The sequence below is a fragment of the Streptomyces sp. NPDC059989 genome (genome assembly GCF_042736975.1).
Lineage (GTDB): Bacteria > Actinomycetota > Actinomycetes > Streptomycetales > Streptomycetaceae > Streptomyces.
Genome location: NZ_JBHWUO010000078.1, coordinates 1 through 26,785 on the forward strand (window position 1 = coordinate 1; position 26,785 = coordinate 26,785).

The 26,785-nt window shown below is 73.2% G+C and carries 21 protein-coding genes; 13 read left to right on the forward strand and 8 right to left on the reverse strand.

Features of this window, described 5'->3' with window-relative positions; all coding sequences use genetic code 11:
- Positions 1-163 precede the first annotated feature (163 nt).
- From ACFWBN_RS36765 to ACFWBN_RS36780, 4 genes are read right to left on the reverse strand one after another with little or no spacing between them, the layout of a single operon-like run.
- Complete coding sequence (locus tag ACFWBN_RS36765) at positions 164-1,063, reverse strand: LysR family transcriptional regulator (RefSeq protein WP_385185184.1); 900 nt, start codon at positions 1,061-1,063, stop codon at positions 164-166.
- 10 nt (positions 1,064-1,073) lie between these two features.
- A complete protein-coding gene (locus tag ACFWBN_RS36770) occupies positions 1,074-2,000 on the reverse strand; it encodes a DMT family transporter (RefSeq protein WP_385185187.1) in 927 nt (308 codons plus the stop codon).
- A gap of 40 nt (positions 2,001-2,040) precedes the next feature.
- A complete protein-coding gene (locus ACFWBN_RS36775) occupies positions 2,041-2,976 on the reverse strand; it encodes an EamA family transporter (protein WP_385185190.1) in 936 nt (311 codons plus the stop codon).
- Positions 2,977-3,015: 39 nt separating this feature from the next.
- A complete protein-coding gene (locus ACFWBN_RS36780) occupies positions 3,016-4,329 on the reverse strand; it encodes an MFS transporter (RefSeq protein WP_385185193.1) in 1,314 nt (437 codons plus the stop codon).
- Positions 4,330-4,434: 105 nt separating this feature from the next.
- On the opposite strand from ACFWBN_RS36780, the gene ACFWBN_RS36785 reads away from it, so the two are divergent.
- Positions 4,435-4,932, forward strand: a complete 498-nt coding sequence (locus ACFWBN_RS36785; RefSeq protein WP_385185196.1) for a MarR family winged helix-turn-helix transcriptional regulator — start codon at positions 4,435-4,437, stop codon at positions 4,930-4,932.
- A gap of 189 nt (positions 4,933-5,121) precedes the next feature.
- On the opposite strand, the gene ACFWBN_RS36790 is transcribed toward ACFWBN_RS36785, so the two are convergent.
- Together ACFWBN_RS36790 and ACFWBN_RS36795 are read right to left on the reverse strand one after the other, a co-directional pair.
- Positions 5,122-5,361: a hypothetical protein gene (locus ACFWBN_RS36790; protein WP_385185198.1), complete on the reverse strand. Its 240-nt coding sequence runs from the start codon at positions 5,359-5,361 to the stop codon at positions 5,122-5,124.
- A 56-nt stretch (positions 5,362-5,417) separates the two neighbouring features.
- Entirely contained in the window at positions 5,418-7,637 is a 2,220-nt protein-coding gene (locus ACFWBN_RS36795) for a 4-alpha-glucanotransferase (protein WP_385185201.1), read from the reverse strand.
- Positions 7,638-7,852: 215 nt separating this feature from the next.
- Here ACFWBN_RS36795 and ACFWBN_RS36800 point away from each other — a divergent pair, with 215 nt between their 5' ends.
- On the forward strand, positions 7,853-10,846 hold the full coding sequence (locus ACFWBN_RS36800) for a beta-N-acetylglucosaminidase domain-containing protein (protein ID WP_385185204.1): 2,994 nt from the start codon (positions 7,853-7,855) through the stop codon (positions 10,844-10,846).
- Positions 10,847-10,932: 86 nt separating this feature from the next.
- Here the strand turns inward: ACFWBN_RS36800 and ACFWBN_RS36805 are convergent, their stop codons facing one another.
- Positions 10,933-11,469 carry an HNH endonuclease gene (locus tag ACFWBN_RS36805; RefSeq protein WP_328925761.1) on the reverse strand — a complete coding sequence of 179 codons (537 nt, stop codon included), beginning with the start codon at positions 11,467-11,469 and terminating at the stop codon, positions 10,933-10,935.
- A gap of 285 nt (positions 11,470-11,754) precedes the next feature.
- On the opposite strand from ACFWBN_RS36805, the gene ACFWBN_RS36810 reads away from it, so the two are divergent.
- The 7 genes from ACFWBN_RS36810 to ACFWBN_RS36840 all read left to right on the forward strand — a co-directional run bounded on the left by ACFWBN_RS36810 (position 11,755) and on the right by ACFWBN_RS36840 (position 19,718).
- Entirely contained in the window at positions 11,755-12,837 is a 1,083-nt protein-coding gene (locus ACFWBN_RS36810; RefSeq protein ID WP_385185208.1) for a mechanosensitive ion channel family protein, read from the forward strand.
- A gap of 122 nt (positions 12,838-12,959) precedes the next feature.
- Positions 12,960-14,177, forward strand: coding sequence for an ROK family protein (locus tag ACFWBN_RS36815; protein WP_385185211.1), 1,218 nt, complete (start codon positions 12,960-12,962; stop codon positions 14,175-14,177).
- A 150-nt stretch (positions 14,178-14,327) separates the two neighbouring features.
- Positions 14,328-15,662, forward strand: coding sequence for an ABC transporter substrate-binding protein (locus tag ACFWBN_RS36820; RefSeq protein ID WP_385185214.1), 1,335 nt, complete (start codon positions 14,328-14,330; stop codon positions 15,660-15,662).
- Between the two features lie 6 nt (positions 15,663-15,668).
- Entirely contained in the window at positions 15,669-16,610 is a 942-nt protein-coding gene (locus tag ACFWBN_RS36825) for a carbohydrate ABC transporter permease (protein ID WP_385185217.1), read from the forward strand.
- Positions 16,607-17,458, forward strand: a complete 852-nt coding sequence (locus ACFWBN_RS36830; protein ID WP_385185220.1) for a carbohydrate ABC transporter permease — start codon at positions 16,607-16,609, stop codon at positions 17,456-17,458. The genes ACFWBN_RS36825 and ACFWBN_RS36830 overlap by 4 nt, the downstream gene beginning before the upstream one ends.
- Before the next feature lie 5 nt (positions 17,459-17,463).
- Entirely contained in the window at positions 17,464-18,738 is a 1,275-nt protein-coding gene (locus ACFWBN_RS36835) for a 6-phospho-beta-glucosidase (protein ID WP_385185223.1), read from the forward strand.
- Positions 18,729-19,718, forward strand: coding sequence for an N-acetylglucosamine kinase (locus ACFWBN_RS36840; RefSeq protein ID WP_385185226.1), 990 nt, complete (start codon positions 18,729-18,731; stop codon positions 19,716-19,718). Before ACFWBN_RS36835 ends, ACFWBN_RS36840 begins: the two co-directional genes overlap by 10 nt.
- Before the next feature lie 35 nt (positions 19,719-19,753).
- Here the strand turns inward: ACFWBN_RS36840 and ACFWBN_RS36845 are convergent, their stop codons facing one another.
- Positions 19,754-20,983: an RNA-guided endonuclease InsQ/TnpB family protein gene (locus tag ACFWBN_RS36845; RefSeq protein ID WP_385185229.1), complete on the reverse strand. Its 1,230-nt coding sequence runs from the start codon at positions 20,981-20,983 to the stop codon at positions 19,754-19,756.
- Between the two features lie 279 nt (positions 20,984-21,262).
- Between ACFWBN_RS36845 and ACFWBN_RS36850 the strand changes: the two genes are divergently transcribed.
- From ACFWBN_RS36850 to ACFWBN_RS36865, 4 genes are all read left to right on the forward strand, one after another.
- The gene (locus ACFWBN_RS36850; RefSeq protein WP_385185232.1) at positions 21,263-22,660 is read left to right on the forward strand and encodes a hypothetical protein; all 1,398 of its coding nucleotides are present in this window, start codon (positions 21,263-21,265) and stop codon (positions 22,658-22,660) included.
- 20 nt (positions 22,661-22,680) lie between these two features.
- A complete protein-coding gene (locus ACFWBN_RS36855; RefSeq protein ID WP_385185235.1) occupies positions 22,681-23,748 on the forward strand; it encodes a transporter substrate-binding domain-containing protein in 1,068 nt (355 codons plus the stop codon).
- An 86-nt stretch (positions 23,749-23,834) separates the two neighbouring features.
- Positions 23,835-25,094, forward strand: a complete 1,260-nt coding sequence (locus ACFWBN_RS36860; RefSeq protein ID WP_385185241.1) for a hypothetical protein — start codon at positions 23,835-23,837, stop codon at positions 25,092-25,094.
- Positions 25,091-26,785: serine/threonine protein kinase (locus ACFWBN_RS36865; protein ID WP_385185238.1), on the forward strand; the 1,695-nt coding region annotated here is incomplete at its 3' end. The genes ACFWBN_RS36860 and ACFWBN_RS36865, both read left to right, overlap by 4 nt.

The window sequence follows — 26,785 nt, forward strand, 5'->3', positions numbered from 1 at the left end:
GGGCTATAGATAGCCCCGCCGGCGTTTGAGGCGCGGGGTCTGGGGCGGAGCCCCAGGTCTTTGAGCCGCGCGGGGGGTCCGGGGCTGAGCCCCGGGGAACGGTGGAAGGGCGGGTAGGGGAGGGCTCCGCGCAGCGGCAGGCGCGCACCCCGCCGCGGCGCGGCTACCGCTCGGCGGCGACGGCCCGGAGCGCGGCCAGGACATGCGCCACCGCCGGCGCGGCCTCGGCCCCCCGCCGCACCGCCGCGATCACGTGCCGGGTCGGCCGGTCCCGGGCCAGCACCCGGACCGCCACCCCCGAGGCCCGGCTCGACACCATCCGCGGCACCAGCGCCACCCCCATCCCCGCCTCGACCATGGCCAGGATCGCCGTCCAGCCGGACGCCGAGTGCGCCTGCTCGGGCACGAACCCCGCCGCCTCGCACGCGCCCACGGCGATCTCCGACCAGGGCCCGCTGCCCCCGTAGATCCACGGGTCCCCGGACAGGTCCGCCAGCCGCAGACCGGCCGCGGCCGCCAGCGGATGGCCCGGCGGGAGCGCCACGTCCAGCGGGTCCTCCAGCAGCGTCACCCGGGTGAACCGGGCATCGCGCGCGGTCGGCGCATGGGCGGCCAGGGACAGCGCCAGGTCCACGCCCCCGGCGGACAGCAGCTCGTAGGACTCGGCGGCCTCCGTCTCCCGTACCCGGACCTCCACCCCGGGGTGGCTCCGCCGCAGGGCCGCCACCGCCGGGACCACGAGGGCCGGTACGGCGGTGGAGAAGGCGCCGACCCGCACCTCCCCCGCGTCTCCGGCGAGGTACCCGGCCAGCTCGGCGTCGGCCCGCTCCAGCTGGGCGAACACCGCCTCCGCGTGCCGCAGTACGAGGTGCGCGGCGTCGGTGAGCCGGACCCGGCGGCCCTGGGCCTCCAGCAGCGCCACCCCCAACTGCCGGGCGAGGTTCGTCAGCTGCTGCGAAACGGCCGAGGGCGTCATGTGCAGCGCCTCGGCCGTCGCGGTCACGGTCCCCTGTTCGGCGAGGGTCCGCAGGATCCGCAGCTTCTTGATGTCCCACTCGGTCATGGGGCCGAACCTACCGCCGGGCACCGAGCCCGACACCGCCGAGGATCAGCGCCATGCAGAGCAGCTGCGCCGGTCCGGTCTGCTCGCCGATGAGCAGGAAGCCGAGGATCGCCACGCAGACCGGCTGGAGGTAGTAGACGACTCCGGCGCGGGCCGCTCCGATGATCGAGATGGCCTTGTTCCAGGCGAAGAAGGCGACGGCCGAGGAGAACACCCCGACGTACAGGAGCGGTCCGACCGTTCCGGTGCCGATCTCGAAGCCGCCCTGGACGGAGAGGGAGACCGCGTAGGCGGGGGCCAGCATCAGCGCGCCGAGCACGAAGGTGGTGAGCAGGAAGGCCAGTCCGCCCAGTTCGGCGGGCTTGCGCTTGAGCAGGGCGCTGTAGGTGGCGAAGGAGAGGGCCGCGCCGAACATCCACAGGTCGCCGGCGCCGAAGTCGAAGCCGAGGGAGCCGTCGCCGACCAGCAGCAGCACCCCGAAGGCCGCGAGCAGCAGTCCGAAGGTGCGCCGGGCGCCGAGCCGTTCGCCGCCGAGGCGGGCGTACAGCGCCATGATGACGGGCGAGGCGGCCATGATCATGCCCATGTTGGAGGCGGAGGTGGTCAGTCCGGCCTGGTGCACGAGGGTGTTGTAGAGGGCGACGCCGAACAGCGTGGCGAGGGCGATGAAGCCGAGGTGCTTGCGGATCAGCGCCCGCTGCTGCCAGGCCTGCCGGGCGGCGAAGGGGGCGACGGCGAGGGTGGCGATGATCCACCGCCAGAAGACGGCCTGGACGGGCGGGACCGAGTCGGCCATCCCCCGGGTGGCGACGAAGCTGCCGGACCAGACGACCGTCGCGAGCAGGGCGAGGAGTACGCCGAGTCCGGCGGCCCCCTTCTTCCCCGTGGTGGCGGGCTGTGCCTGCGAAACGGTACGGACGCGGTCCATGACGGCCACTGTGTGTCTCCCCCTCGGGGTCGGTCGGTGTGTCGTGGGACTACCGTCGCACCCGCTCATCGCTCAGGTCTATCGAAATGTTTTGATTGATCTGTTCAGTAGAACTGAACGATTTGGGTGCGGTGCGGGCGGCCGCGAGCTGGCCGGCGACGGTGGCCGCGAAGGCGATCGCCATGCCCGCCAGCTGTACGGGGCTCAGCGCCTGCCCGAGGGCGGCCCAGCCGATGACGGCGGCGGTGAGCGGGGAGAGCGGGCCGAGCAGGGTGACCGAGGTGGCGGTGAGCTGCCCGATGCCGCGGAACCAGAGCCAGTACGCGATCCCGGTGTTGATCAGCATCATGTAGCCGTAGCCGAGGAAGGCCTTGCCGTCGAGCGCGGGCGGCGCCCCTTCGACGAGGGCGGCGACCGGGATGATGACCAGCCCGCCCGCGGTGAGCTGCCAGCCGGTCATGGCCAGCGGTCCGACGCCCTCGGGGCGGCCCCAGCGCTTGGTCATGACGGTGCCGGCGCCCATGGAGGCGGAGGAGATCACGCCGGCGATGATCCCGACGAGGTCGAGCTTCGCCTCGGCGGTCAGGACGACCATGCTCACGCCGAACGCCCCGACGACGGCGGCCAGTACGGTGCGCAGGCTCGCCCGCTCCCCGAGGACGAGGGCGGCGAGTCCGACGACGAACAGCGGGCCTGCGGCGCCGAGCACGGCCGCGACCCCGCCGGGCAGGCGGTAGGCGGAGAGGAACAGCAGCGGGAAGAAGGCGCCGATGTTGAGCGTGCCGAGGACGGCGGACTTCCACCACCACGCGCCCTTGGGCAGGGTGCGGGCGAGGGCGGTCAGCAGCAGTCCGGCGGGCAGGGCCCGCATCACGCCGGTGAACAGGGGCCGGTCGGGCGGCAGCAGTTCGGTGGCCACGGCGTAGGTGGAGCCCCAGGAGACGGGGGCGAGGGCGGTCAGGGCGACGGTGGCGATGCGCTTCACGGCGGGTTGCTCCTCGGGCAGGTGAGGAAGGGGTGAGGTTCAGACGGCGGGCACGGAGGGGCGCGGCGCCGGGGCGGCGTCCGAGGCCGCGACCGGGGCGGGCGGCTCCGCGTACACGGCCTCGGCGGGCAGGTGGCGCTCCAGCCGGAGCAGGGCCAGGGCGGCGCCGAGCGCGGTGACGGTGAGGACGGCCCAGGGCAGGCGGCCGTCGACGGCGAGCAGGGCGGTGAAGAGGGAGGGGGCGAGGGCGCCGGCCAGCGAGTACGAGAGCTGGTAGGTGGCGAGGTAGCGGCCGCGGACGGCTTCGGGGGCGGCGGAGACCGACAGGGCGCCTCCGGAGGGGCTGTGCACCAGTTCCCCGAGGGTGTAGACGACCACGATGGCCAGCAGGACGACCAGGGTCGCGGTCTGGCCGGGGCGCAGCGTGCCGAGCACGATCTGCCCGACGAACGCGGCGGCGAAGAGCAGGGCGCCGAGGGCCGCGGAGCGGGTGCGGCGGGCTCCGGAGCGGCGGACCCGGCCCGCGACGAGCACGCCGACGCCGGCGCACAGGACGGTGTTGACGGTGAAGGCGGCTCCGGTGAGGGAGTCGGGGGCCATCAGCCAGGTGGAGAGGTACAGGGGGAAGAGGACCGAGAGGGCGGAGTAGCCCAGCGCGGTGAGGAAGTTGGCGGCGGTGAGACCCAGGAAGGGGCGGTCCCGCAGGACCATCCGGTAGCCGGCGGGGGCGCGCCCGGCGGAGCCGGCGGCGGCGGTGGCGTCGGTGTCGCGGACCGGGCGGACCCGGCTGACGAGCAGTCCGGCGAGGGCGAAGGCGAGGGCGTTGCCCCAGGCGGTGTACGTGAATCCGCCGGTCCCCCACATCGCCAGCACTCCGGAGACGAGGAGGGCGCCCGCGCCCATCCCGGCGTTCTGCAGGGCACGGATGGAGGCCTGGAGCCGGTCGCGGGCGGCGCCGCGCGCCACCTCCCCGATCAGGGACTGCTGGACGACGGAGAAGGAGCGGTCGGCGAGGGCGGTGACGAGGGAGACCGCGGCGAAGGCGGGCAGGCTGCCCGCGAAGGGGTAGAGGGCGAAGCCGAGCGCCCGTATCGCGTAGAGGACGAGGTTGACCTTCTTGGCGCCGAACCGGTCGACGGCCGTGCCGGCCAGCGGCATGAAGGCCAGTCCGGCGACCCCGGTGACGGTCATGACCAGGCCGACCATGGTGAAGGAGAGGCCCGTGACGTGGTGGAAGAAGACGAGCGAGAAGGGGACGTACATGCCGATCCCGACCGCGCTGATCCCGACGCCGACGAGGAGCGACCGCTCCCCCGCCACCCGCGCGCCGGCACTTCCCTTGGCTGTGCTCATCACGTCTCCCCCGAAGTAGGTCACTGGAAAGTAGCTTACTCCTAAGCTACTTTCCGTCAAGCAACTTTCTTGCGAACGAACAAGTGGAAGCTGGATACTGCGCTCATGACCGAGGCCAACAAGGACGCCGTCGACGCGATCACCGCGCAGTGGTACGCGGTACGACCGGACCTGGACACCGCCCCCATGGCCGTCTTCGGCCGGATCTACCGGATCACCAAGGCCATGGGCGACGAGATGGAGCGGACCTACAACCGCTACGGGATCTCCCGCGGGGAGTTCGACGTCGTCGCCACCCTGCGCCGGTCCGGAAGTCCGTACACCCTCTCGCCCCGCCAGCTGTCGGCCACGCTGATGCTCACCACGGGCGGCATGACCGGGCGTCTGGACAAGCTGGAGAAGGCCGGGCTGCTCGCCCGCAAGCCCGATCCGCACGACCGGCGCGGGCTCCAGGTGACGATCACCGACCGCGGCCTCGCCCTCATCGACGAGGCCGTCACCGCCGGGCTGGAGGTCCAGCGCGCCGCGCTCACCGGCTTCAGCAAGGAGGAGGTCGACGTGCTGAGCGGCCTGCTGCGCAAACTCCTGGCCGACATGCCGTAAGGCTGTCGGCGGGGCGCCATGGGGGTCTCCGGCCCCGGCGGCCGTGGGGCGGGCTCCTCAATGGCCGACACGACCCATGTCGCCGTCAGGACCCGCCCGGGCCCTGACATGCCGAAGCGCCCGGGGTCGGCGGACGGCACCTGTCGGTGCCGTCACGGACCCCCGGCGCCCCGGAAGTGAAGTGTGGGATCAGCCCTGGTTCGGCTGCTTGCGCGACTTGTCGCCGACCATCACCAGGCCCGCGATGACCAGGAACAGCACGATCGGCGCGGCCACGTACAGGCCGAGCGTCTCGCCAATGCTCAGGCCCTTACCCGGGTCGTCGCCGTCGTCGCGGGTCACCGCGAGGGCGGGAGACGTCATCAGCAGCATCATCAGCGTCGTTCCGGCCGTGACGGCGCCGGCGCGCAGAGCGTTCTTCTTGTCCACGGTGCAAACGTAGCGAACGCCCGAACGACCCGCGCGCCCGGGGGTGCCGTACGGGGTCACCCGTCCCCGGCGGCCCCCGCCCGTACCGCGCTCAGCAGGGCGTTCGCCCGCGGCGATGCGGCCAGTTCCTCCAGGGTCAGCGGCCGCCCCCCGGCATCGGCGACCGGGAGCCGCCAATTGGGGTACTGGTCCCAGGTCCCCGGCAGGTTCTGCGGCCGCCGGTCCCCCACCGCGTCCGGCAGCCATACCCCGACCAGCCGGGCCGGGGTGCGCAGCAGGAACCCGTACAGGGCCCGTACGGCGGCCTCCTCGCCCTTGGTGTCCAGGCCGAGGCGGTCCAGCAGCTCCAGCCATTCGGCGGTGTCGGCGGCGTCCTCGGCCCGTTCCTCCTCGGCCGGGCGGGTCAGCAGGCCCAGCCGGTCCCGCAGTTCCACATGGCCGCCGGCCAGCTTCGCGGCCGTCGGCGGCAGATCGTGGGTGGTGGCGGTGGCCAGGCAGTCGGCCCGCCAGGCCTGCGGCGCGAGGGGGTTCCCGGCGCCGTCCCAGTCCCGCTCGAACCAGAGCACCGAGGTGCCGAGCACCCCGCGCCGGGCCAACGCGCGGCGGACCCGCGGCTCGACCGTCCCGAGGTCCTCGCCGATGACCAGGGCCCCGGCCCGGTGGGCCTCCAGCACCAGGATCGCCAGCATGGCCTCGCCGTCGTACGAGACGTACGTGCCCTCTGCCGGCGGGGAGCCCTCCGGGATCCACCAGAGCCGGAAGAGACCCATGACATGGTCGATGCGCAGGGCACCGGCGTACCGGAACACCCCGCGCAGCAGGGCCCGGAAGGGGGCGTACCCGGTGGCGGCCAGCCGGTCCGGGCGCCAGGGCGGCAGCCCCCAGTCCTGGCCGCGCGCGTTGAAGGCGTCCGGCGGGGCGCCGACGGAGGTGTGCCGGGCGTGGAAGGGGCCGGTCCTGGCGTCCGAGCCCTCGGGGTGCACGCCGACGGCGAGGTCGTGCACGATGCCCACGGCCATGCCGGCCTCCCGCGCGGCCCGCTGGGCGGCGGCGAGCTGAGCGTCGGTCAGCCAGACCAGCCAGCGGTGGAAGTCGCCGCGCTCCCCGGGGTCCCCGGCCGCGGCGGCGCACCAGGCGGCGTGCCGATCGAGCGCCGGCCCCTGCTCGGCGCAGAACCGCCGGTAGTCGGCCTCGCGTTCGACGCTGCGCGGAACGACGTAGAGCAGCTCCAAAGCCTGCCGCTTGAGGTCCCAGACGGCATCGCGGTCGATCAGCGCACCCTTCTCCAGCACCTCACGGCGCAGCTCCCCACCCCGGGCGGCGAGTTCGGCGAGGGCCTCCCCCTCCGGGCAGCGGCCGTACTCCGGAACGTCCTCGACGCGCAGGTGCACGGGGTCGGGGAAACGCCGCGAGGAGGGCCGGTAAGGGGATGGATCGGTCGGCGTACCGGGCACCGCCGCGTGCAGCGGATTGACTTGAATAAACCCGGCACCATGGGTCCGACCGGCCCAGGAGGCGAGCGCGGCGAGATCACCGAGGTCACCCATCCCCCAGGACCGCTCGGAAAGCAGCGAATACAGCTGCACGAGCAACCCATGGGCCCGCTCGGGTGCGGCGGGAGCCCGTTCCGGAGCCAGAATCAAGGTCGCCTCTGCGCCCCGACCGTCGGGCAGGACGACGTCAATCCGATGCACCCCCAACGGCAGCCCGTCGGGCAGCGATCCGGCAGGACCGGTACGCCACTCGACCGCAGCCGAACGCCGCCGGGGCCGGGTGTGTGCCGGGGCGCCCCCGCAGGGCGCCGAACGCACTTCGGCTGCACTCTCCGACCCCTGGCCACGTTCGGCGCCCGAGGAGGTGCCCCGGCGCGCGCCCGGCCCCGGCGCACCGGAACCGCCCCCAGCGGCACCCCCGAGCCCCGCCTCGGCAAGCCCCGACTCCCCGAGGTCCGCCTCCCCGAGGTCCGCCTCCTCGAGGTCCGCCTCCTCGGCCTCCGGCTCCAGCCGGATCCGCGTCCCGGCCGGCAGCGCGGCCAGGGCCGCCGGCGCCGGCCCGCCCGCCCACCGCACCAACACGGGCGGCAGCAGCCGCGCCGCCGCCGACCGTTCGGCCTCGGTCAGGCTCCCCCGAATCTCCTCCGGCGTCTCGGCGGCCACCCCCAGCAGCCCGAGCACGGTGGCGACCGTGCCCCGCGGCACCTGGACGGTGACGTCCGCGGCGGGATGGTAGGCGGTGGCGATGCCGTGCAGGGCCGCGAGCCGGGCGAGGTCGTCCATCTACGAGCACTCCTTCGTGCGTGAGGGTGGATCAGAAGGGTGGTGCAGAAGGGTGGGACGCCGCCGGGAAACACCCGAGCCATACCCACTCGGGGGCATCGCATTCCTGGCGTATCCCGGTCAGATCACCCACCTGCATTGACACCCCACCCGCACTGGTGGTGGGCTCGGGCTCATTCGTACGAGCGGGGGACGTCTCGGGACGAGGAGGCTCTGTGCAGCTCAGGGGCAGGAAGCGGGCGACGGCCGCCGCCGTCGCGGTGATCGGGACGCTGCTCGGCGGCGCCGTGGCCGCCGCGCCTCCCGGGGCCTTCGCGGCACCCTCCGCACCCACCGCCCCCGACGGCCCGGCCCAGGACCCGGCGCCCGGCACCGTCCCCGTGTCCGACCCCGGAGCCGACACCCCGCGCACCGCGGCCGAGGGCCCGGCCGTGTGGCCGCGGCCGCGGTCGATGGCGGCCGATCCGGCGCGCGAGGTCGCGCTGGAGGCGGAGGCCGTCCTCGTGGCCCCGTCGGACGCCGACCCGTACGCCGTCCAGCTGGTACGGGACGCCCTGCGCGGGGCGGGCGTACGGACCCTGCACGAGCGGGCCCCCGGGCAGCCGCTGCCGGAGCGAGGCACGGTCGTACGGCTCCAGGGCCAGGACGCGCAGGAGGCGCTGCGGGCGCTGGGCGCGGCCGAGGCCGGCGATCTGCCGGACGGGGGCTACCGGCTGGCCGTCGGGCGGCCCGGCGGCCGGGACACGGTCACGCTCGCCGGCGTGGGCGAGGACGGCCTGTTCCACGGGGCCCAGACGCTGCGCCAACTCCTCGAAGCCGGTGCGGGGAAGGTGCCCGGGGTGCAGGTGCGGGACTGGCCCGCCGCGCCCGTCCGCGGGATCGTCGAGGGCTTCTACGGGCAGCCGTGGACGCAGGAACAGCGTCTCGCGCAGCTGGACTTCATGGGCCGCACCAAGCAGAACCGGCTGCTGCTCGCGCCCGGCGACGACCCGTACCGGACGACGAGCTGGCGCCAGGAGTACCCGCGGGAGCGGCAGGAGGAGTTCCGCGCGCTGGCCGAACGGGCCCGCGCCAACCGGGTCGTGCTGGCCTGGGCGGTCACCCCCGGCCAGTCGATGTGCCTGTCATCGGCGGCCGACCGGACGGCGCTCGCGCACAAGCTCGACGCGATGTGGGACCTCGGCTTCCGCGCCTTCCAGGTGCAGTTCCAGGACATCAGCTACACCGAATGGGGCTGCGGCGCGGACCGGGCGCGCTTCGGGAAGGGCCCGGCGGCGGCCGCGAAGGCGCACGCGGAGGTCCTGAACGAACTGGCGGCGCACCTGGCCGCCCGGCATCCGGGGGCGGCCTCGCTGTCGCTGCTGCCGACGGAGTTCTACCAGGAGGGCGCCACCGCCTACCGGACGGCCCTGGCGGGCGCGTTGGACGGCCGGGTGGAGGTCGCCTGGACGGGCGTGGGCGTGGTGCCGCGCACGATCACCGGCAAGGAGCTGGCCGGGGCCCGCTCCGCGCTCAGCCACCCACTGGTCACCATGGACAACTACCCGGTGAACGACTGGGACCCGGGCCGGATCTTCCTCGGCCCGTACGTGGGCCGCGAGCCGGCGGTGGCGGGCGGCTCGGCGGCGCTGCTGGCCAACGCGATGCCGCAGGGCACCCTGTCGCGCATCCCGCTGTTCACGGCGGCTGACTTCGCCTGGAATCCGGGCGACTACCGGGCCGGGGAGTCGTGGGCGGCGGCGGTGCGCGAGCTGGCGGGCCGCGATCCCCGGGCCCGGGAGGCGGTGGCGGCGCTGGCCGGGAACACCGCCGCGTCGGGGCTCAAGCAGGAGGAGTCCGCGTACCTGGCGCCGCTGGTCGACCGGTTCTGGAAGGCCCGCGCCGCGGGCGACCCGGCGGCCGGGGCCGAGCTGCGGCGGGCCTTCACGGTGCTGCGCGAGGCCCCCGACCGGCTGCCGGCCCTGGCTGCCGAGGCGGGGCCCTGGCTGCAGCGGCTGTCGCGCTACGGAGCGGCGGGCGAGCTGGCGGTCGACGTGCTGCAGGCCCAGGCCCGCGGGGACGGGGCGGCCGCCTGGCAGGCCTCCCAGGCGCTGGCGCGCGCCCGGCAGACGCTGGCCGTGCCGGGGAACGCCCGGGTGGACCAGGCCGTGCTGGACCCCTTCCTGAAGCGGGCGGCGGACGAGGCGGACGCCTGGACCGGGGTCGCGCGCCGGACGGGCACGGTGACGCGGGACGCGGGCGCCTGGACGGTACGGCTGGACGCGGAGCGCCCGGTGTCGGCGGTGACGGTGATGACGGACCCGCTCCCGGCGGGCACCCGGGGCGCGGCGGTGGAGGCCCACGTGCCGGGCGAGGGCTGGCGCAAGGTCGCCGAGGCGGCGGCCTCGGGCTGGACCCAGGTGGACACGGCGGGGCTGCGGGCCGACGCGGTGCGGCTGTCCTGGGCGGGGCCCGGGGCCGCGCCCGCGGTGCACCAGGTGGTCCCCTGGCTGGGGGACGGCCCGCAGGCCCGCTTCGAGCTGGCGGACGGAGCCCGGGCCGACGCGGAGATCGGCGGCGCCCCGCGGCGGGTCTCGGCGGAGCTGTCCGCGCTGGGCGCCGGCGAGGTCCGCGGCCCGCTGTCGGCGCAGCCGCCGGCGGGCATCGAGGTCCGCCTCCCGGCCCAGGCCGTGGTCCCGCGCGGCGGGCGGGTGTCGGTCCCGTTCGAGGTCGTGGTCGCACCGACGACCCCGCCGGGCAGCTACGAGATCCCGGTGTCCTTCAACGGGGAGTCCCGCACGCTGACGGTCCGGGCGGTGCCGCGCACGGGCGGCCCGGACCTGCTGCGCACCGCGCGGGCGAGTTCCTCGGCGGACGAGACCCCCGACTTCCCGGCCTCGGCGGCCGTGGACGGCTCCTCGGCGACCCGCTGGTCCTCCCCGCCGGTGGACGGCGCGTGGTGGCAGGCCGAACTCCCGGCCCCGGCCCGGCTCGGCCGCCTGGAGCTGCACTGGCAGGACGCCCATCCCTCGGCGTACCGGGTCCAGACCTCCGCGGACGGCGTGACCTGGCAGCCGGCCGCGGCCGTCCCCGCGTCCCGGGGCGGCCACGAGTCCCTCCGGGTGGACGCGCCGAACACGCGGTTCGTCCGGGTCACGTGCGATGTCCGCGCGACGCGGTACGGGTGCTCCCTCTGGTCGGTGGAGGCCTACGCGGTGACGGGCCCGTAACCCTGCGGCGCCGCTGTCGGGGGCTCCGCCCCAGGAAGCGGCGCCGCGCCCGGGCTCGGACAGGACCCCGGGCGGGAGCCCAAGGGTCAGGAGGCCGCGACTCCGATCCGGTCCAGCGCGTCCTCGGCCCCGTACGGCTGGAGATACGGCATCCAACGGGGGTCCCGGTGCCCCGTCCCGATGATCCGCCACGCCAGCCCGGAGGGAGGGGCCGGCTGGTGGCGCAGGCGCCACCCGAGTTCCAGCAGGTGGCGGTCGGCCTTGACGTGGTTGCACCGGCGGCAGGCGGCCACCACGTTGTCCCAGGCGTGCTGCCCGCCCCGGCTGCGCGGGATCACGTGGTCGACGCTGGTGGCGACCGCGCCGCAGTACATGCAGCGGCCGCCGTCCCGCGCGAACAGAGCGCGCCGGGTGAGTGGAACGGGCCCCCGGTAGGGGACCCGCACGAAACGCTTGAGCCGGACCACGCTGGGCGCGGGGACGGCTCTCGTCGCGCTGTGCAGATAGGCGCCGGATTCCTCCAGGGAGACCGCTTTGTTCTCCAGGACGAGGACGAGCGCGCGGCGGAGCGGTACGACGCCGAGGGGCTCGTACGACGCATTGAGGACCAGGACGTGCGGCACGGACTGCCTCCTTGTACGCCGGCGGCGCGTGGCTCGCGCCGGGACGATCTGCTCTCCAGTCTCTCCTTACGGCTGGTCGAAGCGCCACCACGAGCTCGTAACGGGCTCGGGGTGTTTTCAACCACACCCACTACATCCCCGGGTGAGCCTGGTCTCTCCCTCGAACACCGCGCCGGAGTGAAGGCAATGCCCCGTTAGTGTGGTTGGTCTGCCCCCACATCCGCCCCCGGACTCCGTCCGGGGGGACCCCCGGGCGGCAGACCGCTCTACCGGGAGGTTCCTGTCGTGCCCTGGCCCGCCGCTCTGCTGCCGCTCGCAGCCGACGTACCCGACGCGCCCCCCTCGGTCAAAGAGGCACAGGAGAGCGTCACCGAGGCCGCGAGCTTCATCGAGGAGAACTGGGCCACCTGGCTGAGCATCGGTCTGCGGATCCTGCTGATCGTCGTGATCGCGGCCGCGCTCCGCTCGGTGGTCCGCAAGGCGCTGACCAAGCTGATAAACCGGATGAACACCAGCGCCGAGGCGGTGGAGGGCACCGCGCTCGGCGGGCTGCTCGTCAACGCCGAGCGGCGCCGCCAGCGTTCGGAGGCGATCGGCTCGGTGCTCCGTTCGGTCGCCTCGTTCGTGATCCTCGGCACCGCCGCGCTGATGGTCCTCGCCGCGCTGAAGATCGATCTGGCCCCGCTCCTGGCGAGTGCCGGTGTGGCCGGTGTGGCGATCGGTTTCGGTGCCCGCAACCTGGTGACCGACTTCCTGTCCGGCGTGTTCATGATCATGGAGGACCAGTACGGCGTCGGCGACAAGATCGACGCGGGCGTGGCCTCGGGCGAGGTCATCGAGGTCGGCCTGCGGGTGACCAAGCTCCGCGGGGACAACGGCGAGATCTGGTACGTCCGCAACGGCGAGATCAAGCGGATCGGCAACCTCAGCCAGGGCTGGGCGACCGCGGCCGTGGACGTCCAGGTCAAGCCGACGGAGAGCATGCCCCGGATCCGCGAGGTGATCCAGGAGGTCGCCGAGGCCCTGGCGAAGGAGACCCCGTGGGACGAGCGCCTGTGGGGTCCGGTGGAAGTGCTGGGCCTGGGCGAGGTGCTGCTCGCCTCGATGACGGTGAACGTCTCGGCGAAGACGATGCCGGGCAAGCAGTTCGCCGTGGAGCGGGAGCTGCGCTGGCGGATCAAGGAGGCCTTCGACGCGGCGGGCATCCGGATCATCGGCGGGCTCCCGGCCGCCGACGACGCGGAAGAGGCCCCGGCGGACCCGGCGGCCGCGGTCGCCCCGCCGTCGGCGCTGGCGAACCCGACCTCCCCGCAGTCGCTGGCCACCACCCCGATCCCGCCCCCGACGGGCCCCCGGATCACCAAGTAGCCCCGATCGCCCCACCCCGCTGCCCCGCAGGTCACATCCTGCGGGGCAGCGCCATTGACACGGCCCGAACGGTGATAGGAAACTTACTTAACAGTTCACCTCGGTGAGGGAGAGATCGCGCCATGCCCGCCGCCACCCCCGGAACGCCCAGCCTGCTGCGTGCCATGAACGACCGGGCCGCACTCGAACTCCTGCTGACGCACGGCCCCCTGTCCCGGACCCGGATCGGCCACCTGACCGGGCTCTCCAAGCCCACCGCCTCCCAGCTGCTGGCCCGCCTGGAGGCCGCCGGACTCGTCGTGGCCACCGGCACCGACGGCGGCCGCCCCGGCCCCAGCGCCCAGCTGTACGCGGTCAACCCCCGGGCGGCGTACGTCGGCGGGCTCGACGTCACCCCCGGGCGCGTCCTGGCGGCCGTCGCCGACGTCACCGGCACGGTGATCGGCACGCACGAGGTCCCGTACGCCGAGGGCACCGATGCCGTCCGGCAGGTCACCGAGGCCCTCGGCGGAGCCGTCAAGGCCGCCGGGCTGCACGGCTCCGACCTGCACCGGGTGGTCATCGCCACCCCGGGCGCCTTCGACCCGCAGACGGGCCGGCTGCGGTACGCCAGCCACCTCCCCGGCTGGCACTCCCCCACCCTGCTCGAAGAGCTGGCGGCGGCCCTGCCGATGCCGGTCGAGTACGAGAACGACGTCAACCTCGCCGCCGTCGCCGAACAGCGCCTCGGCGCGGCACGCGGCCACGAGGACTTCGTCCTGCTGTGGAACGAGGAGGGCCTCGGCGCCGCCCTGGTGCTCGGCGGCCGGCTGCACCGCGGCTGGACCGGCGGCGCGGGCGAGGTGGGCTTCCTGCCCGTGCCGGGCCACCCCCTGGTCCGGCAGGTGACCCGGGCCAACACCGGCGGCTACCAGGAGCTGGCCGGCGTACAGGTGGTCCCCGGGCTCGCCGCGGAACTGGGCGTCGAGGCCGAGCCGCGGCCGGACGCCGACGGCCCGCACAGCGCGGAAGTGGCCGCCGCCGTCGCGCTGCTCGCACAGGCCGCGGCCGCGCCCGAGGGCCCGCACCTGCGCTTCCTCGAGTCGTACGCCACCCTGCTCGCGACCGGTCTCGCCTCGCTCGTCGCCGTGCTGGACCCGGAGATCGTGGTGCTGTCCGGGGCGGTCATCGACGCGGGCGGGGACCCGCTGCGCCGCCTGCTGGAGGCCGAGCTCGCCGAGCTGGCCCCGTCCCGGCCCCGCCTGGTCTCCGGCGCGGTACGGGAACGGCCGGTCCTGCACGGCGCGCTGGAGAGCGCGCTGGCCACCGTCCGCGAAGAGGTGTTCGACACCTCCCGCTGAACCACCTCAGCGAACCACCCCTGCGTACCACCGCCGCGTACGAACCCTGCGCACCACGCCGCTGAACCGCACCGCCCCCCACACCCGTTCCGTCGTTCGCCCCTTCTGCAACCTCCGAGGAACTCCCCCCGCGCAGAGAGTGACATCGCCATGCCCAGAACCCCCCGCCTGACCACCGCAGCCGCCGCCCTCGCCGCGATATCCGTGCTCGCCACGGCGTGCACGGGCCAGAGCGGCAACGAGGCCTCCGACGACCCGAAGGCGGACGTCACCCTCAACTTCTGGCACGGCTGGTCCGCGCCGAGCGAGACCAAGGCGATCGAGGAGAACATCGCCCGGTTCGAGCAGGCCCACCCGAACATCAAGGTCAACGTCACCGGCAACATGACCGACGACAAGATCAACCAGGCCCTGCGCGCGGGCGGGGACAAGGCCCCCGACGTGGTCTCCTCCTTCACCACCGACAGCGTCGGCAAGTTCTGCAACTCCAAGGCCTTCGCCGACCTGAACCCCTTCCTCCAGAAGTCCGGCGTCGACAAGGCGAAGGTCTTCCCCAAGACCCTGCTGGAGTACACCCAGTTCAACGGCAACCAGTGCACGCTGCCGCTGCTCAACGACGCGTACGGCCTCGTCTACAACAAGACCGCCTTCGCGGCCGCCGGCATCACCGAGCCCCCCAGGACCTGGAGCCAGTTCGCCGAGGCCGCGCAGAAGCTGACCAAGCCCAGCGGGGACTCGTACGAACAGCTCGGCCTGATGCCCACCTTCCACGGCTACGAGACCAAGCCGACGCGGCTCGCCGCACAGTGGGGCGCCACCTACTTCGGCGCCGACGGCAAGTCCAACCTGGCCAAGGACCCGGGCTTCGCCAAGATGCTGACCGCGCAGAAGGACCTGGTCGCCCGGCTCGGCGGCTACGAGAGGCTGGAGAGGTTCCGCAACACCTTCGGTGACGAGTGGAGCGCCGAGCACCCCTTCCACCTGGGTCTGGTCGCGATGCAGATCGACGGCGAGTGGCGGGCCCCGATGGCCAAGGACGCCGGGGTGAAGTTCGAGATCGGCACCGCGCCGCTGCCCGTTCCGGACGACCAGGCCGCCGACTACGGCAAGGGCTACGTCTCGGGCACGATCATGGGCATCGCCTCGGGCAGCAAGAAGCAGAACGCCTCCTGGGAACTGGTCAAGTACATGACCACCGACACAGAGGCGGTCGTGGCCTTCGCCAACGCCATCCACAACGTGCCCTCCACGCTGGCGGCCCTGGAGTCCCCGAACCTCCAGGTGACCCCGGAGTTCAAGACCTTCCTCGACATCGCCCGGCACCCGAAGTCCAGCACCACCCCGGCCCGGGCCGACGGCGGCACCTACCAGCTGACCTTCGAGGACTTCGCCTACGCGGTCGAGAAGGGCGACGTCACCGACATCCCGGCCGGTCTCGCCAAGACCGACCAGCAGATCGACACGGACATCGCGAAGGCCGAGTAGCCACCGATGACCACCCACACTCTGCGGGCGAAGCGCCGCCGGACCGCCCTGCGGACCGCGGCCTTCATGTCCCCCTGGCTGATCGGGTTCGCGGTCTTCTTCGCCTACCCCCTGCTGTCCACCCTGTACTTCTCCTTCACGAAGTACGACGGCTTCCGGCAGCCCGCCTTCAACGGCCTGGACAACTGGAGCTACGTCTTCACCGACTACCCGCTGTTCTGGCCGGCGATGCGCAACACCCTGTGGCTGGTCGTGGTGATGGTGAGCTGCCGGGTCGTCTTCGGCCTCGGCGTCGGCCTGCTCATCACGAAGGTCAAGACCGGGGCCGGGGTCTTCCGGACCCTGTTCTACCTGCCCTACCTCGCCCCGCCGGTCGCCGCGACCCTGGCCTTCGTCTTCCTGCTCAACCCCGGCACCGGCCCCGTCAACAGCCTGCTGGACGCGGTGGGGCTGCCCACCCCCGGCTGGTTCACCGACGCCGACTGGTCCAAGCCCGCGCTGACCGCCCTCGCCCTGTGGGGGGTGGGCGACCTGATGGTCATCTTCATGGCCGCGCTGCTCGACGTACCGAAGGAGCAGTACGAGGCCGCCGAGCTGGACGGGGCGGGCGCCTGGGCGCGGTTCCGGCACATCACCCTGCCGAACATCTCGCCGATCATCCTGTTCGCGGTGGTCACCGGGGTCATCCAGGCCATGCAGTACTACACCCAGCCGCTGGTGGCCGGGAAAGTGGCGGCCGGGGTGATCGGCGGCTCGGGCCAGCAGTTCGAGCCCGGCTACCCGGACAAGTCCACCCTGACCCTGCCCCAGCTCGTCTACAACCTCGGGTTCCAGCGCTTCGACTACGGCACCGCGTGTGTCGTGGCGCTGGTCCTGTTCGTCCTCTCCATGGCCTTCACCGCGCTCCTGATGCGCCGCCGTGGCGGACTGATCGGAGCCGGCGAATGAGTACGCGCAGCCGCAGTCACAGCCGCAGGGCCGTACTGCACTGGATCGGGGTGCACTCCCTGGGCGTGGCCGCCGCCCTGTTCTTCGTCCTCCCCTTCGTCTTCCTCTTCCTGACCTCCCTGATGGGCGACCGGCAGGCGCTGACCCGCGACCTGTGGCCGGACACCTGGGAGTGGGGCAACTACGCCCAGGTGTGGAACACGCCCGGCTTCCTGACCTGGTGGCGCAACACGCTGCTGTACGCCGGACTGGGCACCCTGTTGACCGTGGTCTCCTCGGTGCCCGTCGCGTACGCGCTCGCCAAGTTCCGCTTCCGCGGGCGGCGGCTCTCCCTGCTGCTCGTGATCGCGATGATGATGCTGCCGCCGCAGGTGGTGGTCATCCCGATGTACCTCTTCTGGGCCAAGCAGCTCGACCTGTCCGGCACCCTGTGGCCGCTGATCATCCCGATGGCCTTCGGCGACGCCTTCACCGTCTTCCTGCTCCGCCAGTTCCTGCTGACCATCCCCGGCGAGTACCTGGACGCGGCCCGCGTCGACGGCTGCGGCGAGCTGCGCACCCTGCTGCGGGTGGTGCTGCCGATGGCGAAGCCCGGGATCGCCGCCGCGGCGCTGTTCCAGTTCTTCTCCGCGTGGAACGACTACTTCGGCCCGCAGATCTACGCCTCCGACAACCCCGCCGCCTGGACCCTCAGTTACGGACTGGAGTCCTTCAAGGGGGCGCACCACACCAACTGGAACCTGACCATGGCCGCGACCGTACTGGTCATGGCCCCGGTGATCGTCCTCTTCTTCTTCGCCCAGAAGGCGTTCGTCGAGGGAGTCACCCTGACCGGAGTGAAAGGCTGATCACGATGAAACTGGCAGTGGTGGGCGGCGGTTCCACCTACACCCCCGAGCTGATCGACGGCTTCGCGCGGCTGCGCGACACCCTGCCCGTCAGCGAGCTGGTGCTGATCGACCCGGCCACCGAGCGGCTGGAGCTGATCGGCGGCCTGGCCCGGCGGATCTTCGCCCGGCAGGGTCACCCGGGGCTGGTCACCACCACCTCCGACCTCGACGCGGGCGTGGACGGCGCCGACGCCGTCCTGCTCCAGCTGCGCATCGGCGGGCAGGCGGCCAGGCTCCAGGACGAGACCTGGCCGCTGGAGTGCGGCTGCGTCGGGCAGGAGACCACGGGCGCGGGCGGCCTCGCCAAGGCGCTGCGCACCGTCCCCGTGGTCCTCGACATCGCCGAGCGGGTCCGGCGGGCCAACCCGGACGCGTGGATCATCGACTTCACCAACCCGGTCGGCATCGTCACCCGGGCCCTGCTGCGAGCCGGGCACAAGGCGGTCGGGCTCTGCAACGTCGCCATCGGCCTCCAGCGGAAGTTCGCGGCCCTGCTCGACCTGGCGCCGGCCGACATCCACCTGGACCACGTGGGGCTCAACCACCTCACCTGGGAGCTGGGCGTGCGCAGGGGCGGCCCGGGCGGCGAGGACCTGCTGCCGGGCCTGCTCGCCGCGCACGGGGAGGCCGTCGCCGCGGACCTGCGGCTGCCGCGCGCGGTGCTGGACCGGCTCGGCGTCGTGCCCTCGTACTACCTGCGCTACTTCTACTCCCACGACGAGGTCGTCCGGGAGCTCGGGACCAAGCCCTCGCGGGCCGCCGAGGTCGCCGCGATGGAGCAGGAGCTGCTCGCCCTGTACGGGGACCCCGCGCTGGACGAGAAGCCGGCGCTGCTGGCCAAGCGGGGCGGGGCCTTCTACTCGGAGGCGGCGGTGGACCTGGCGGCCTCGCTGCTCGGCGACGGCGCCGGTGGCGGCCCGGCGGTGCAGGTGGTGAACACGTACAACAACGGCACCCTGCCCTTCCTCCCGGACGACGCGGTCGTCGAGGTGCAGGCGTGCGTCGACGGCTCGGGGGTGGTGCCGCTGGCCGTGCCGGAGCTGGACCCGCTGTACGCCGGGCTGATCTCGCACGTGACGGCGTACGAGGACCTCGCGCTGGACGCGGCGCTGCGCGGCGGCCGGGAGCGGGTCTTCAGGGCGCTGCTGGCGCACCCGCTGGTGGGCCAGTTCGACCTCGCCGAGGGGCTGACGGACCGGCTGCTCGCGCACAACAAGGAGCACCTGTCGTGGGCGTGACGCTCTCTTCCGTACTGGCCGTCGACGCGGGCAACAGCAAGACGGACGTCTCGCTCATCGCCCCGGACGGCTCGGTACTGGTCACCGGGCGGGCCGGCGGGTTCCAGCCCTTCCGCACGGGCGTGCCGGCGGCCGTCGACGTGATCGCGGAGGCGATGGCCTCGGTCGGCCTGTACGTGAAGGGGGAGGTGGGGCCCTGCGCCGACCACGTGTCGGCCTGTCTGGCGAACGCCGACTTCCCGGTGGAGGAGTTCACGCTGGCCCGCGAGATCAAGCGCCGGGGCTGGGGCCGCACGACGACGGTGCACAACGACACCTTCGCCCTGCTGCGGGCCGGGCTGCCCGCGGGCGCCGAGCCGCGCGGTGTGGCGGTGGTGTGCGGGGCGGGCATCAACTGCGTCGGGATGACCGCGGACGGGCGGACCGCCCGCTTCCCCTCGATCGGCCGGATCTCCGGCGACTGGGGTGGCGGGGGCGGACTGGCCGAGGAGGCCCTGTGGTTCGCGGCCCGCGCCGAGGACGGGCGGGGCGGGGCGACGGAGCTGGCCCGGGCCCTGCCCTCCCACTTCGGCCTCGACTCGATGTACGCGCTGATCGAGGCCCTGCACCTGGACCGGATCCCGGGCGGGCGGCGGCACGAGCTGACCCCGGTGCTGTTCGCGGTGGCGGCCGCCGGGGACCCGGTGGCGCTGTCCCTGGTGCACCGCCAGGCGGAGGAGATCGCGACCATGGCCACGGTGGCGCTGCGGCGCCTGGACCTGCTGTCCGAGGAGGTCCCGGTGGTCCTGGGCGGCAGCGTCCTGGCGGCCCGCCACCCGCAGCTCAACGACCGCGTCGGGGAACTCCTGGCCGAACGCGCCCCGCGCGCCCGGGTTTCGGTGGTGACGGCCCCGCCGGTCCTGGGCGCAGCCCTCCTGGGCCTGGACGCCCTCGGCTCCCCGCCCTCGGCCGACGCGAAACTCCGTGCCCATTTCGGTTGACTACTCCCTCGCCCATAGGGAAGGGGACTTCTAGCTCACGCTGCCTGACGGCACTTCGTTCCGTCAGGTCTTCCGCGATCAGCGCTAGCCGGGTCCAGACCTGCCCGGACGAGCATCACGTGGGCCGAGTTCTTGTCCCGAGAGGACATGGCTCCGCACGCGGTGCAGGTGTAAGTGCGCATACCCAGCGGCAGTGCGTGCTTGGCTCTTGCTCCGCACTGCGCGCAGTCCATCGTGGTGTGCGCGGGATGTACCAAGTGCACGGCACGGCCGTGCTTGCGGCCCATCTCGATCAGAGCCGTCTTGGTGGCGCCGATGGCAGCGTCAGCAGCCTTCCTGGCCATGGTGGTCCTGGCCAGGAAGGCTGGTCGAAAGTCTTCGACGGCAATCGCGTCGTGGTCGCGGACAACCGACTTGGCCCATTTGCGGGACGTGTCCTGGCGCTGCCGGGCCGCCTTCTTGTACAGCTTCGCGGCCTGCTTCTTCGCTGCCTTGTAACGCTTCGATGCGGCCTTCCCTTTCATAGGCCTCCGGCGGGCCATCATCCGCTGGTAGCGCGCGAGCTTCGCAGTCACCTTCCCGCCATGTTGTGCGTGCGGCAGGTCGTGCGCATCGCTGGTGGTGGTCGCGGTCTCCTTCACACCCCAGTCCACGCCAATTACCCGCGCGGTGACGGGCAGCAACTCAACCTGCGCGGGTACGACGAATGAGCAGTACCAATGCCCCAGCGTGTCCTGGTAGACGCGAACACTGGACGGATCGGCGGGCAGGTCCCGCGACCACACCACCGTCAGGCTGATGCCGCCCGCCAGGTGCAGCCGGCCGTCCTTGATCCGAAAGCCGCGCCTCGTGTAATTCAGGGACGGGCCGGACCCTCGCTTCTTCTTCCACTTCGGCATCCCTGCCCGGCGCGCCATCGGCAACCGATCCCGGATGTCCTTCTGCGCCTTGGCTTTCGACTTGCCGAAGTCACGTATCAACTGCTGCTGCGGAACCGAGCTGCCCTCGCGCAGCCAACCCGTACGAGCACGGGCCTCGGTCAGCATCCTGTCGAGTTGGGCAGGACCACAGGTCTGCTTGTCTGCGCCCTCGGGCCTGGTCCGGTTCCAAGCGTTAACCTGCTTGGACTTCGCCACGCACTCGTTCCAGATCCAGCGACACCGGTCCCACTCGGCGAGCAACGCAGCGCCGGCAGTGGACGACACACGAAGCCGGTAGGTGTACCGGGCGTGCCCGGCCTCCCCGGCAGTCTGCGGTGTCGTCATGACGCGACCGTAACGCGGCGTTCTTCGCCGCTTCGCCCGGATTCCCGACGATCCCACGAACGAGTGACCGACGCCGCACACTCCCCGCGGAAAGCCAGTTGGACCGCACCTGGAGGCTGCGGATCTGGAACCGTGGGGGTCGTGCGCGCGTATTGACGTTGAAGGGGTGGCGGGCGCGGCGGCAGGAGGTGGATCACCCGAGATCGGACACCGGGTGGTGTGGTCGACCGTCGCTAAGGCCATACTGCTGCGGAGCATGAGACCGAGGGGGAGGTCACGGTGGCCATCACATCACGCGCGCCCGCGCCGGAGGGCGGTGTCTCCGTGCCGTCCCCGGGGCCGCCGGCCGGGCCGCCGAGGCGGGGTACCGCCTGGGCCGAGGGCGTGGAGCAGCTGCGTGAGGCGGCGACGACCGAGCCCGGCCGGCTGCGGATCATCGGAGCGGCGCTGGCCGCCCTGATCGTGCTGTTCGGTGCGGTGAGCGTGTGGGAGATCTCCGGCCGGTCCACCGCGGCCGAGGACGTCGTGGGCCGCAGCCAGCCGCTGAGCGCGGACGCGGCGAGCATCTACCGCTCCCTCGCGGACGCCGACACGACCTCCTCCAGCGGGTTCCTGCTCGGCGCCCAGGAGCCGCGGGAGGTGCGCCAGCGGTACGAGAAGGACATCGCCAACGCCTCCAGGCTGCTGGTGAGCGCGGCCGCCAACGCCGGCGGCAACAAGGACTCCCGTGAGCAGATCGCCCTGTTGAGCGAGCAGCTGCCGCGCTACACCGGGCTGATCGAGCAGGCCCGGGCCGCCAACCGGCAGGGCCTGCCGCTGGGCGGCGCGTATCTCCGGTACGCCAACGAGCAGATGACCACCCAGCTGCTGCCCGCCGCGCAGCGGCTGTACGAGGCGGAGACCGGCCGGCTCTACACGGACTACGACGACGCCCGGTCCTGGCCGCTGGCCTCGCTCGCCGCGGGCCTGTTCGCTCTCGCCGCCCTGGTGTGGGCGCAGCGGCGCAACTACCGGCGCACGAACCGGGTGTTCAACCACGGCCTGTTGGCCGCGACGGCCGCGTCCGTCGTGGTACTGCTGTGGCTGGCCGTGGGGCACACGGTGGCGCGGTCCTCGCTGAGTGAGGCGCGGGCGGATGGGCAGGAGTCCCTGAAGGTGCTCAACGATGCGCGGATCGCCTCGCTCCAGGCGCGGGCCGGTGAGAACCTGACGCTGGTCGCGCGGGGCGCGGTGCTGGCCGAGGACAACAAGTCCGACAAGTACGACGTGGACTTCACGAACAACATGAAGGAGCTCGACGCGGGGCTGGCGACCGCGCTGCGCTTGGCCGACGACGCGGCCGGACGGTCGCCCGTGACCCGTGCTTCGGACGGTGTGAAGCAGTGGAAGCAGCGCCACACGGCGGCCCGGGAGGCGGACTTGAAGGGGGACTACGAGTCCGCGCTGCCCCAGGTGGTCGGGGACAAGGACCACAAGGACAGCAGCGGGGCGGCCTTCGACACGGTGGACGCCTCGCTGGAGCAGGCCGTGGCCCACGAGCAGCAGCAGTTCACCCGGGCGGCCCGGGACGGGCTCGGGGCTCTGGGCGGTCTGGTGATCGGTGCGGCGGCCCTCGCGGTCGTCGGCGCGGCGGCGGCGCTGCTCGGTATCGGGCGCAGGCTTTCGGAGTACAGGTGAGAGCGATGCGGATACGGGCGATGCGAGCCTCCGAAGGCGAAGGCCATGGGGACGGGGCCGAGCGGGAGGGCGGGCCGGGTGCGGCGGTCGCCGTCGGCGTGCGGCGCCTGACGCGGCGGCTGCGCGGCTGGGGCGGGGTGAGCGCGATGGCCGCCGCCTGCGCGGTGACGGCCGCGGCGGTGCTGGTGCCGCTGGCCCGGGCGACACCGGACACGGCCCGCCCGGTGACGGTCCGCGAGCCGGCCTCGATGGTGGCGGCTCCGGCGGCTCCGGCCGACACCTGTCAGGACCCGGACGCCAGCCTGCGCCCGTCCGGGCTGGACGGTGCGTCCATCGCGCGGATCAAGGCGGCGGGCAAGCTCGTCGCGGGCGTGGACCAGAACAGCTTCCGCTGGGGGTACCGCAACCAGTCCGACGGGGGCCGCCTCGACGGCTTCGACATCGACCTGGTCAAGGCCATAGCGCAGGACATCCTGGGCGACCCGAACGCGGTCATCTACCGGGCCGTGCCCACCAGCCAGCGCATCCCGGCGCTCCAGGAGGGCCGTGTCGACATCGTCGTGCGGACCATGACCATCAACTGCAAGCGGCTGGAGGACGTCGCCTTCTCGACGGCCTACTTCGAGGCCGGGCAGCAGGTGCTGGCGCCCAAGGGTTCGCCGATCACCGGCTACGACACCTCGCTGAAGGACAAGCGGATCTGCTTCGCCGCCGGTTCCACGGCGGAGGCCACCTTGAAGGCCCAGTCGTACAACTCGGTGCCGGTCACCGTGCCCAACCAGCTGGACTGCCTGGTCCGCCTCCAGCTGGGCGAGGTGGACGGCATCATCACGGACAACGCCCTCGCCGCCGGCCAGGCCGCGCAGGACCCGTCGGTGCAGCTGGTCGGCTCGCCCTTCACCCGCGAGTTCTACGGTGTGGCGATGAACAAGGACTCCGCCGACCTGGTCCGCCGGGTCAACAAGGTGCTGGAGAACTACCGGGCGGGCGGCAACGACAGCCCCTGGATGAAGTCGTACCTCAAGCACCTCCAGCCCGTGCTGCCCGGCGTGGCCGCGCCGCCGCCGCCCAAGTACCGGGACGGCTGAGGCCGGTGGATTCCGGTGCGGAGACAGAATCGGAAGCGGAGGCACAGTCGGTGGAGCCAGGGTCGGCGGGGGCGCAGTCGGCGGTGATGGACCGGGACGGCGTCGACCGCGCCCTGGCCCGGCTGGGCGCGGAGCACGAGGCCGTCGAGACCTCGCTGCTCGCCCTCCAGGACCACGCCGGGCGCCGGCTGCTGGAAGGGGCCGCGCTGGCCGGGGTCACCAAGGAGCGGTGGGCGGCGGCCGACGCGGACATCACCCGGCTGTGGACGTACTTCGACGCCTACAGCGGGGCCCTGGCCGCCGCCCGGGAGATCCGGGACCGGCGCCGCTGGCCGAACCGCGAGGACCTGGTGGAGCTGACCGAGCGGCTGCGCGGGCCCGGTGTGCTGATCGCCGGGGCGGCCGCGGAGGGCGCCGCGCTGGCGGAGCGGCTCTCCCTCGCCGAGCTGGTGGCCCGGATGAACGGGCTGTACGCGAGCTCGCTGGACGTGGTGGTCGCCGCCGACGCGGTGTGGTCGGCGCTGCCCGCCCGGATCGATCTGCTCGCGGCCGAGCTGCACCGCACCCGCTCGCTGGCCCACTCGGTGGGGGTGCGCCCGGGTGAGCACCCCTCGGGCGACGACCTGGAGGCCATCACCGCCGAGCTGGCGGAGCTGCGGGCGCAGGTGATCGCCGATCCGCTGGCGTTCTGGCTGGCGGCGGCGGGGAGTTCGGCGCCGGGCGGGGGCCGTCCGGACACCGGGCGGTACGACCGGGCCGCGCTCGCGCTGGAGGACGTACGGCGGGAGGTCGAGGCCGTGCTGGACGTGCGGCAGGACGCCGAGCAGCGGCTGATCGCCCTGCGGGACGTGCTGTCGCGGGCCGACCGGACCCTGGCGGAGGCGCGGACGGCCCGCGGCGAGGTGCTGGCGAAGATCGCCGCGTCGGAGGTGCCCGCGGTGAGCGGGCCGCCGACGGTCCTGCAGGAGCAGCTGGCGGCGGCGGCCGAGCACCGGCGCCAGTCGCGCTGGCACCGGCTCTCCCCGCTGCTGGAATCGCTGGAGGAGCGGGCCGAGGAGGAACTGCGCAGGGCCCGTGAATCGTTGACCGCGGTGACGGCGCCGCTGGCGGTCCGGGCGGAGCTGCGCGGGCGGCTGGACGCGTACAAGGCGAAGGTGGCCCGGCACGGCATGGCGGAGGACCCGCTGCTGATCGAGCGGTACGACACGGCCCGGCGGATGCTGTGGAGCGCGCCCTGCGACCTGCGGGCCGCGGAGCAGGCCGTGCTGCGCTACCAGCAGGCGGCGGCGGAGTCGTTGCAGGGCACGGGAAGTGGCGCGGGAACGCCTGGAAAGGAGGACGCATGAGCCTGATCGGAACCGCGTGCGTTCGCCCCGGCTGCCCGGGGACGTACGAGGACATGGGCGGCGGCGAGCTGTACTGCGACACCTGCGGGCTGGCGCCGATCGGCGCGGTCTCGGCGGGTGCCGAGGAGCTGGTGTCGCCGCCGACGGGGATGACCAGCGCGGCGCGCGGCGGCTCGCTGGGCTCCGGCGGGTCCCGGGGGTCGATGGGCTCGCAGGGTTCGCACGGTTCGGCGCGGTCCTCGGCCTCGGCCAGGTCCTCGCGCTCGTCCCGCTCCTCGGGGTCTCGGCGCTCCGTATCGGGCCGGCTGTCGCGCTCGCTGTCGGGTACGGCGTCCACCCGGTCGGTGTCGGTGCGCAGTTCGGGCTCGGCGGCCTCGTCCTCGGGGCGCGGCCGGCTCGGGGCCGGGCTGGTCACCGTGCCGGAGGTGCCGCGTCCGGATCCTTCGGCGGCGGTCCTGGAGAACCCGGAGGTCCCGGAGCGCAAGCGGTTCTGCTCGCGCTCGGACTGCGGGGCTCCGGTGGGCCGGTCCCGGGGCGAGCGGCCCGGGCGGACGGAAGGGTTCTGCACCAAGTGCGGGCACCCGTACTCCTTCGTGCCCAAGCTGAACGCGGGCGATGTGGTGCACGGCCAGTACGAGGTCGCGGGCTGCCTCGCGCACGGCGGGCTGGGCTGGGTGTACCTGGCGGTGGACCGCGCGGTCTCCAACCGGTGGGTGGTGCTCAAGGGCCTGCTGGACACCGGGGACCAGGACGCGATGGAGGCCGCGATCTCGGAGCGGCGCTTCCTCGCGGAGATCGAGCACTCCAACATCGTGCGGATCTACAACTTCGTGGAGCACCTGGACCAGCGGACCGGTTCGCTGGACGGGTACATCGTCATGGAGTACGTGGGCGGCAAGTCGCTGAAGGAGATCGCGAACGAGCGGCGCCGGCAGGACGGCCGGCGGGATCCGCTGCCGGTGGAGCAGGCGTGCGCGTACGGGATCGAGGCGCTGGAGGCTCTCGGCCACCTGCACAGCAGAAACCTTCTGTACTGCGACTTCAAGGTCGACAACGCGATCCAGCAGCAGAACCAGCTGAAGCTGATCGACATGGGTGCGGTGCGGCGGATGGACGACGAGGAGTCGGCCATCTACGGCACGGTGGGCTACCAGGCGCCGGAGGTCGCGGAGCTGGGGCCGTCGGTCGCCTCCGACCTGTACACGGTGGCGCGCACGCTGGCGGTGCTCACCTTCGACTTCCAGGGCTACACGAACGTGTTCGTGGACTCGCTGCCGGACCCCGAGCACATCGAGGTGTTCCGGCGGTACGAGTCCTTCTACCGGCTGCTCGTACGGGCGACGGATCCCGATCCGGGGCGGCGGTTCGCGTCCGCGCAGGAGATGGCGGACCAGCTGACGGGCGTGCTGCGGGAGGTGGTCGCCCTGCAGACGGGCCTGCCGCGGCCGCAGCTGTCCACCCTCTTCGGCCCGGAACTGCGCGTCCCGGACGACCGCCTGTTCGCCGATCCGGCGGGCACGGCGGTGTCCCGCCTCGGCGAACGGGTGGTCGCCTCCCGGCGGGGCGGCCCGGCCGCCTCCCGGCTGGGGGGACGGTTCGGCCTGCAGGGCCGGGGCTCCGGCCTTGGCATCGGCCCGGGCGCCGGAGCCGGAGCCGGCCCCGGCCCGGCGGCCGCCGCGCCGGGACTGCCC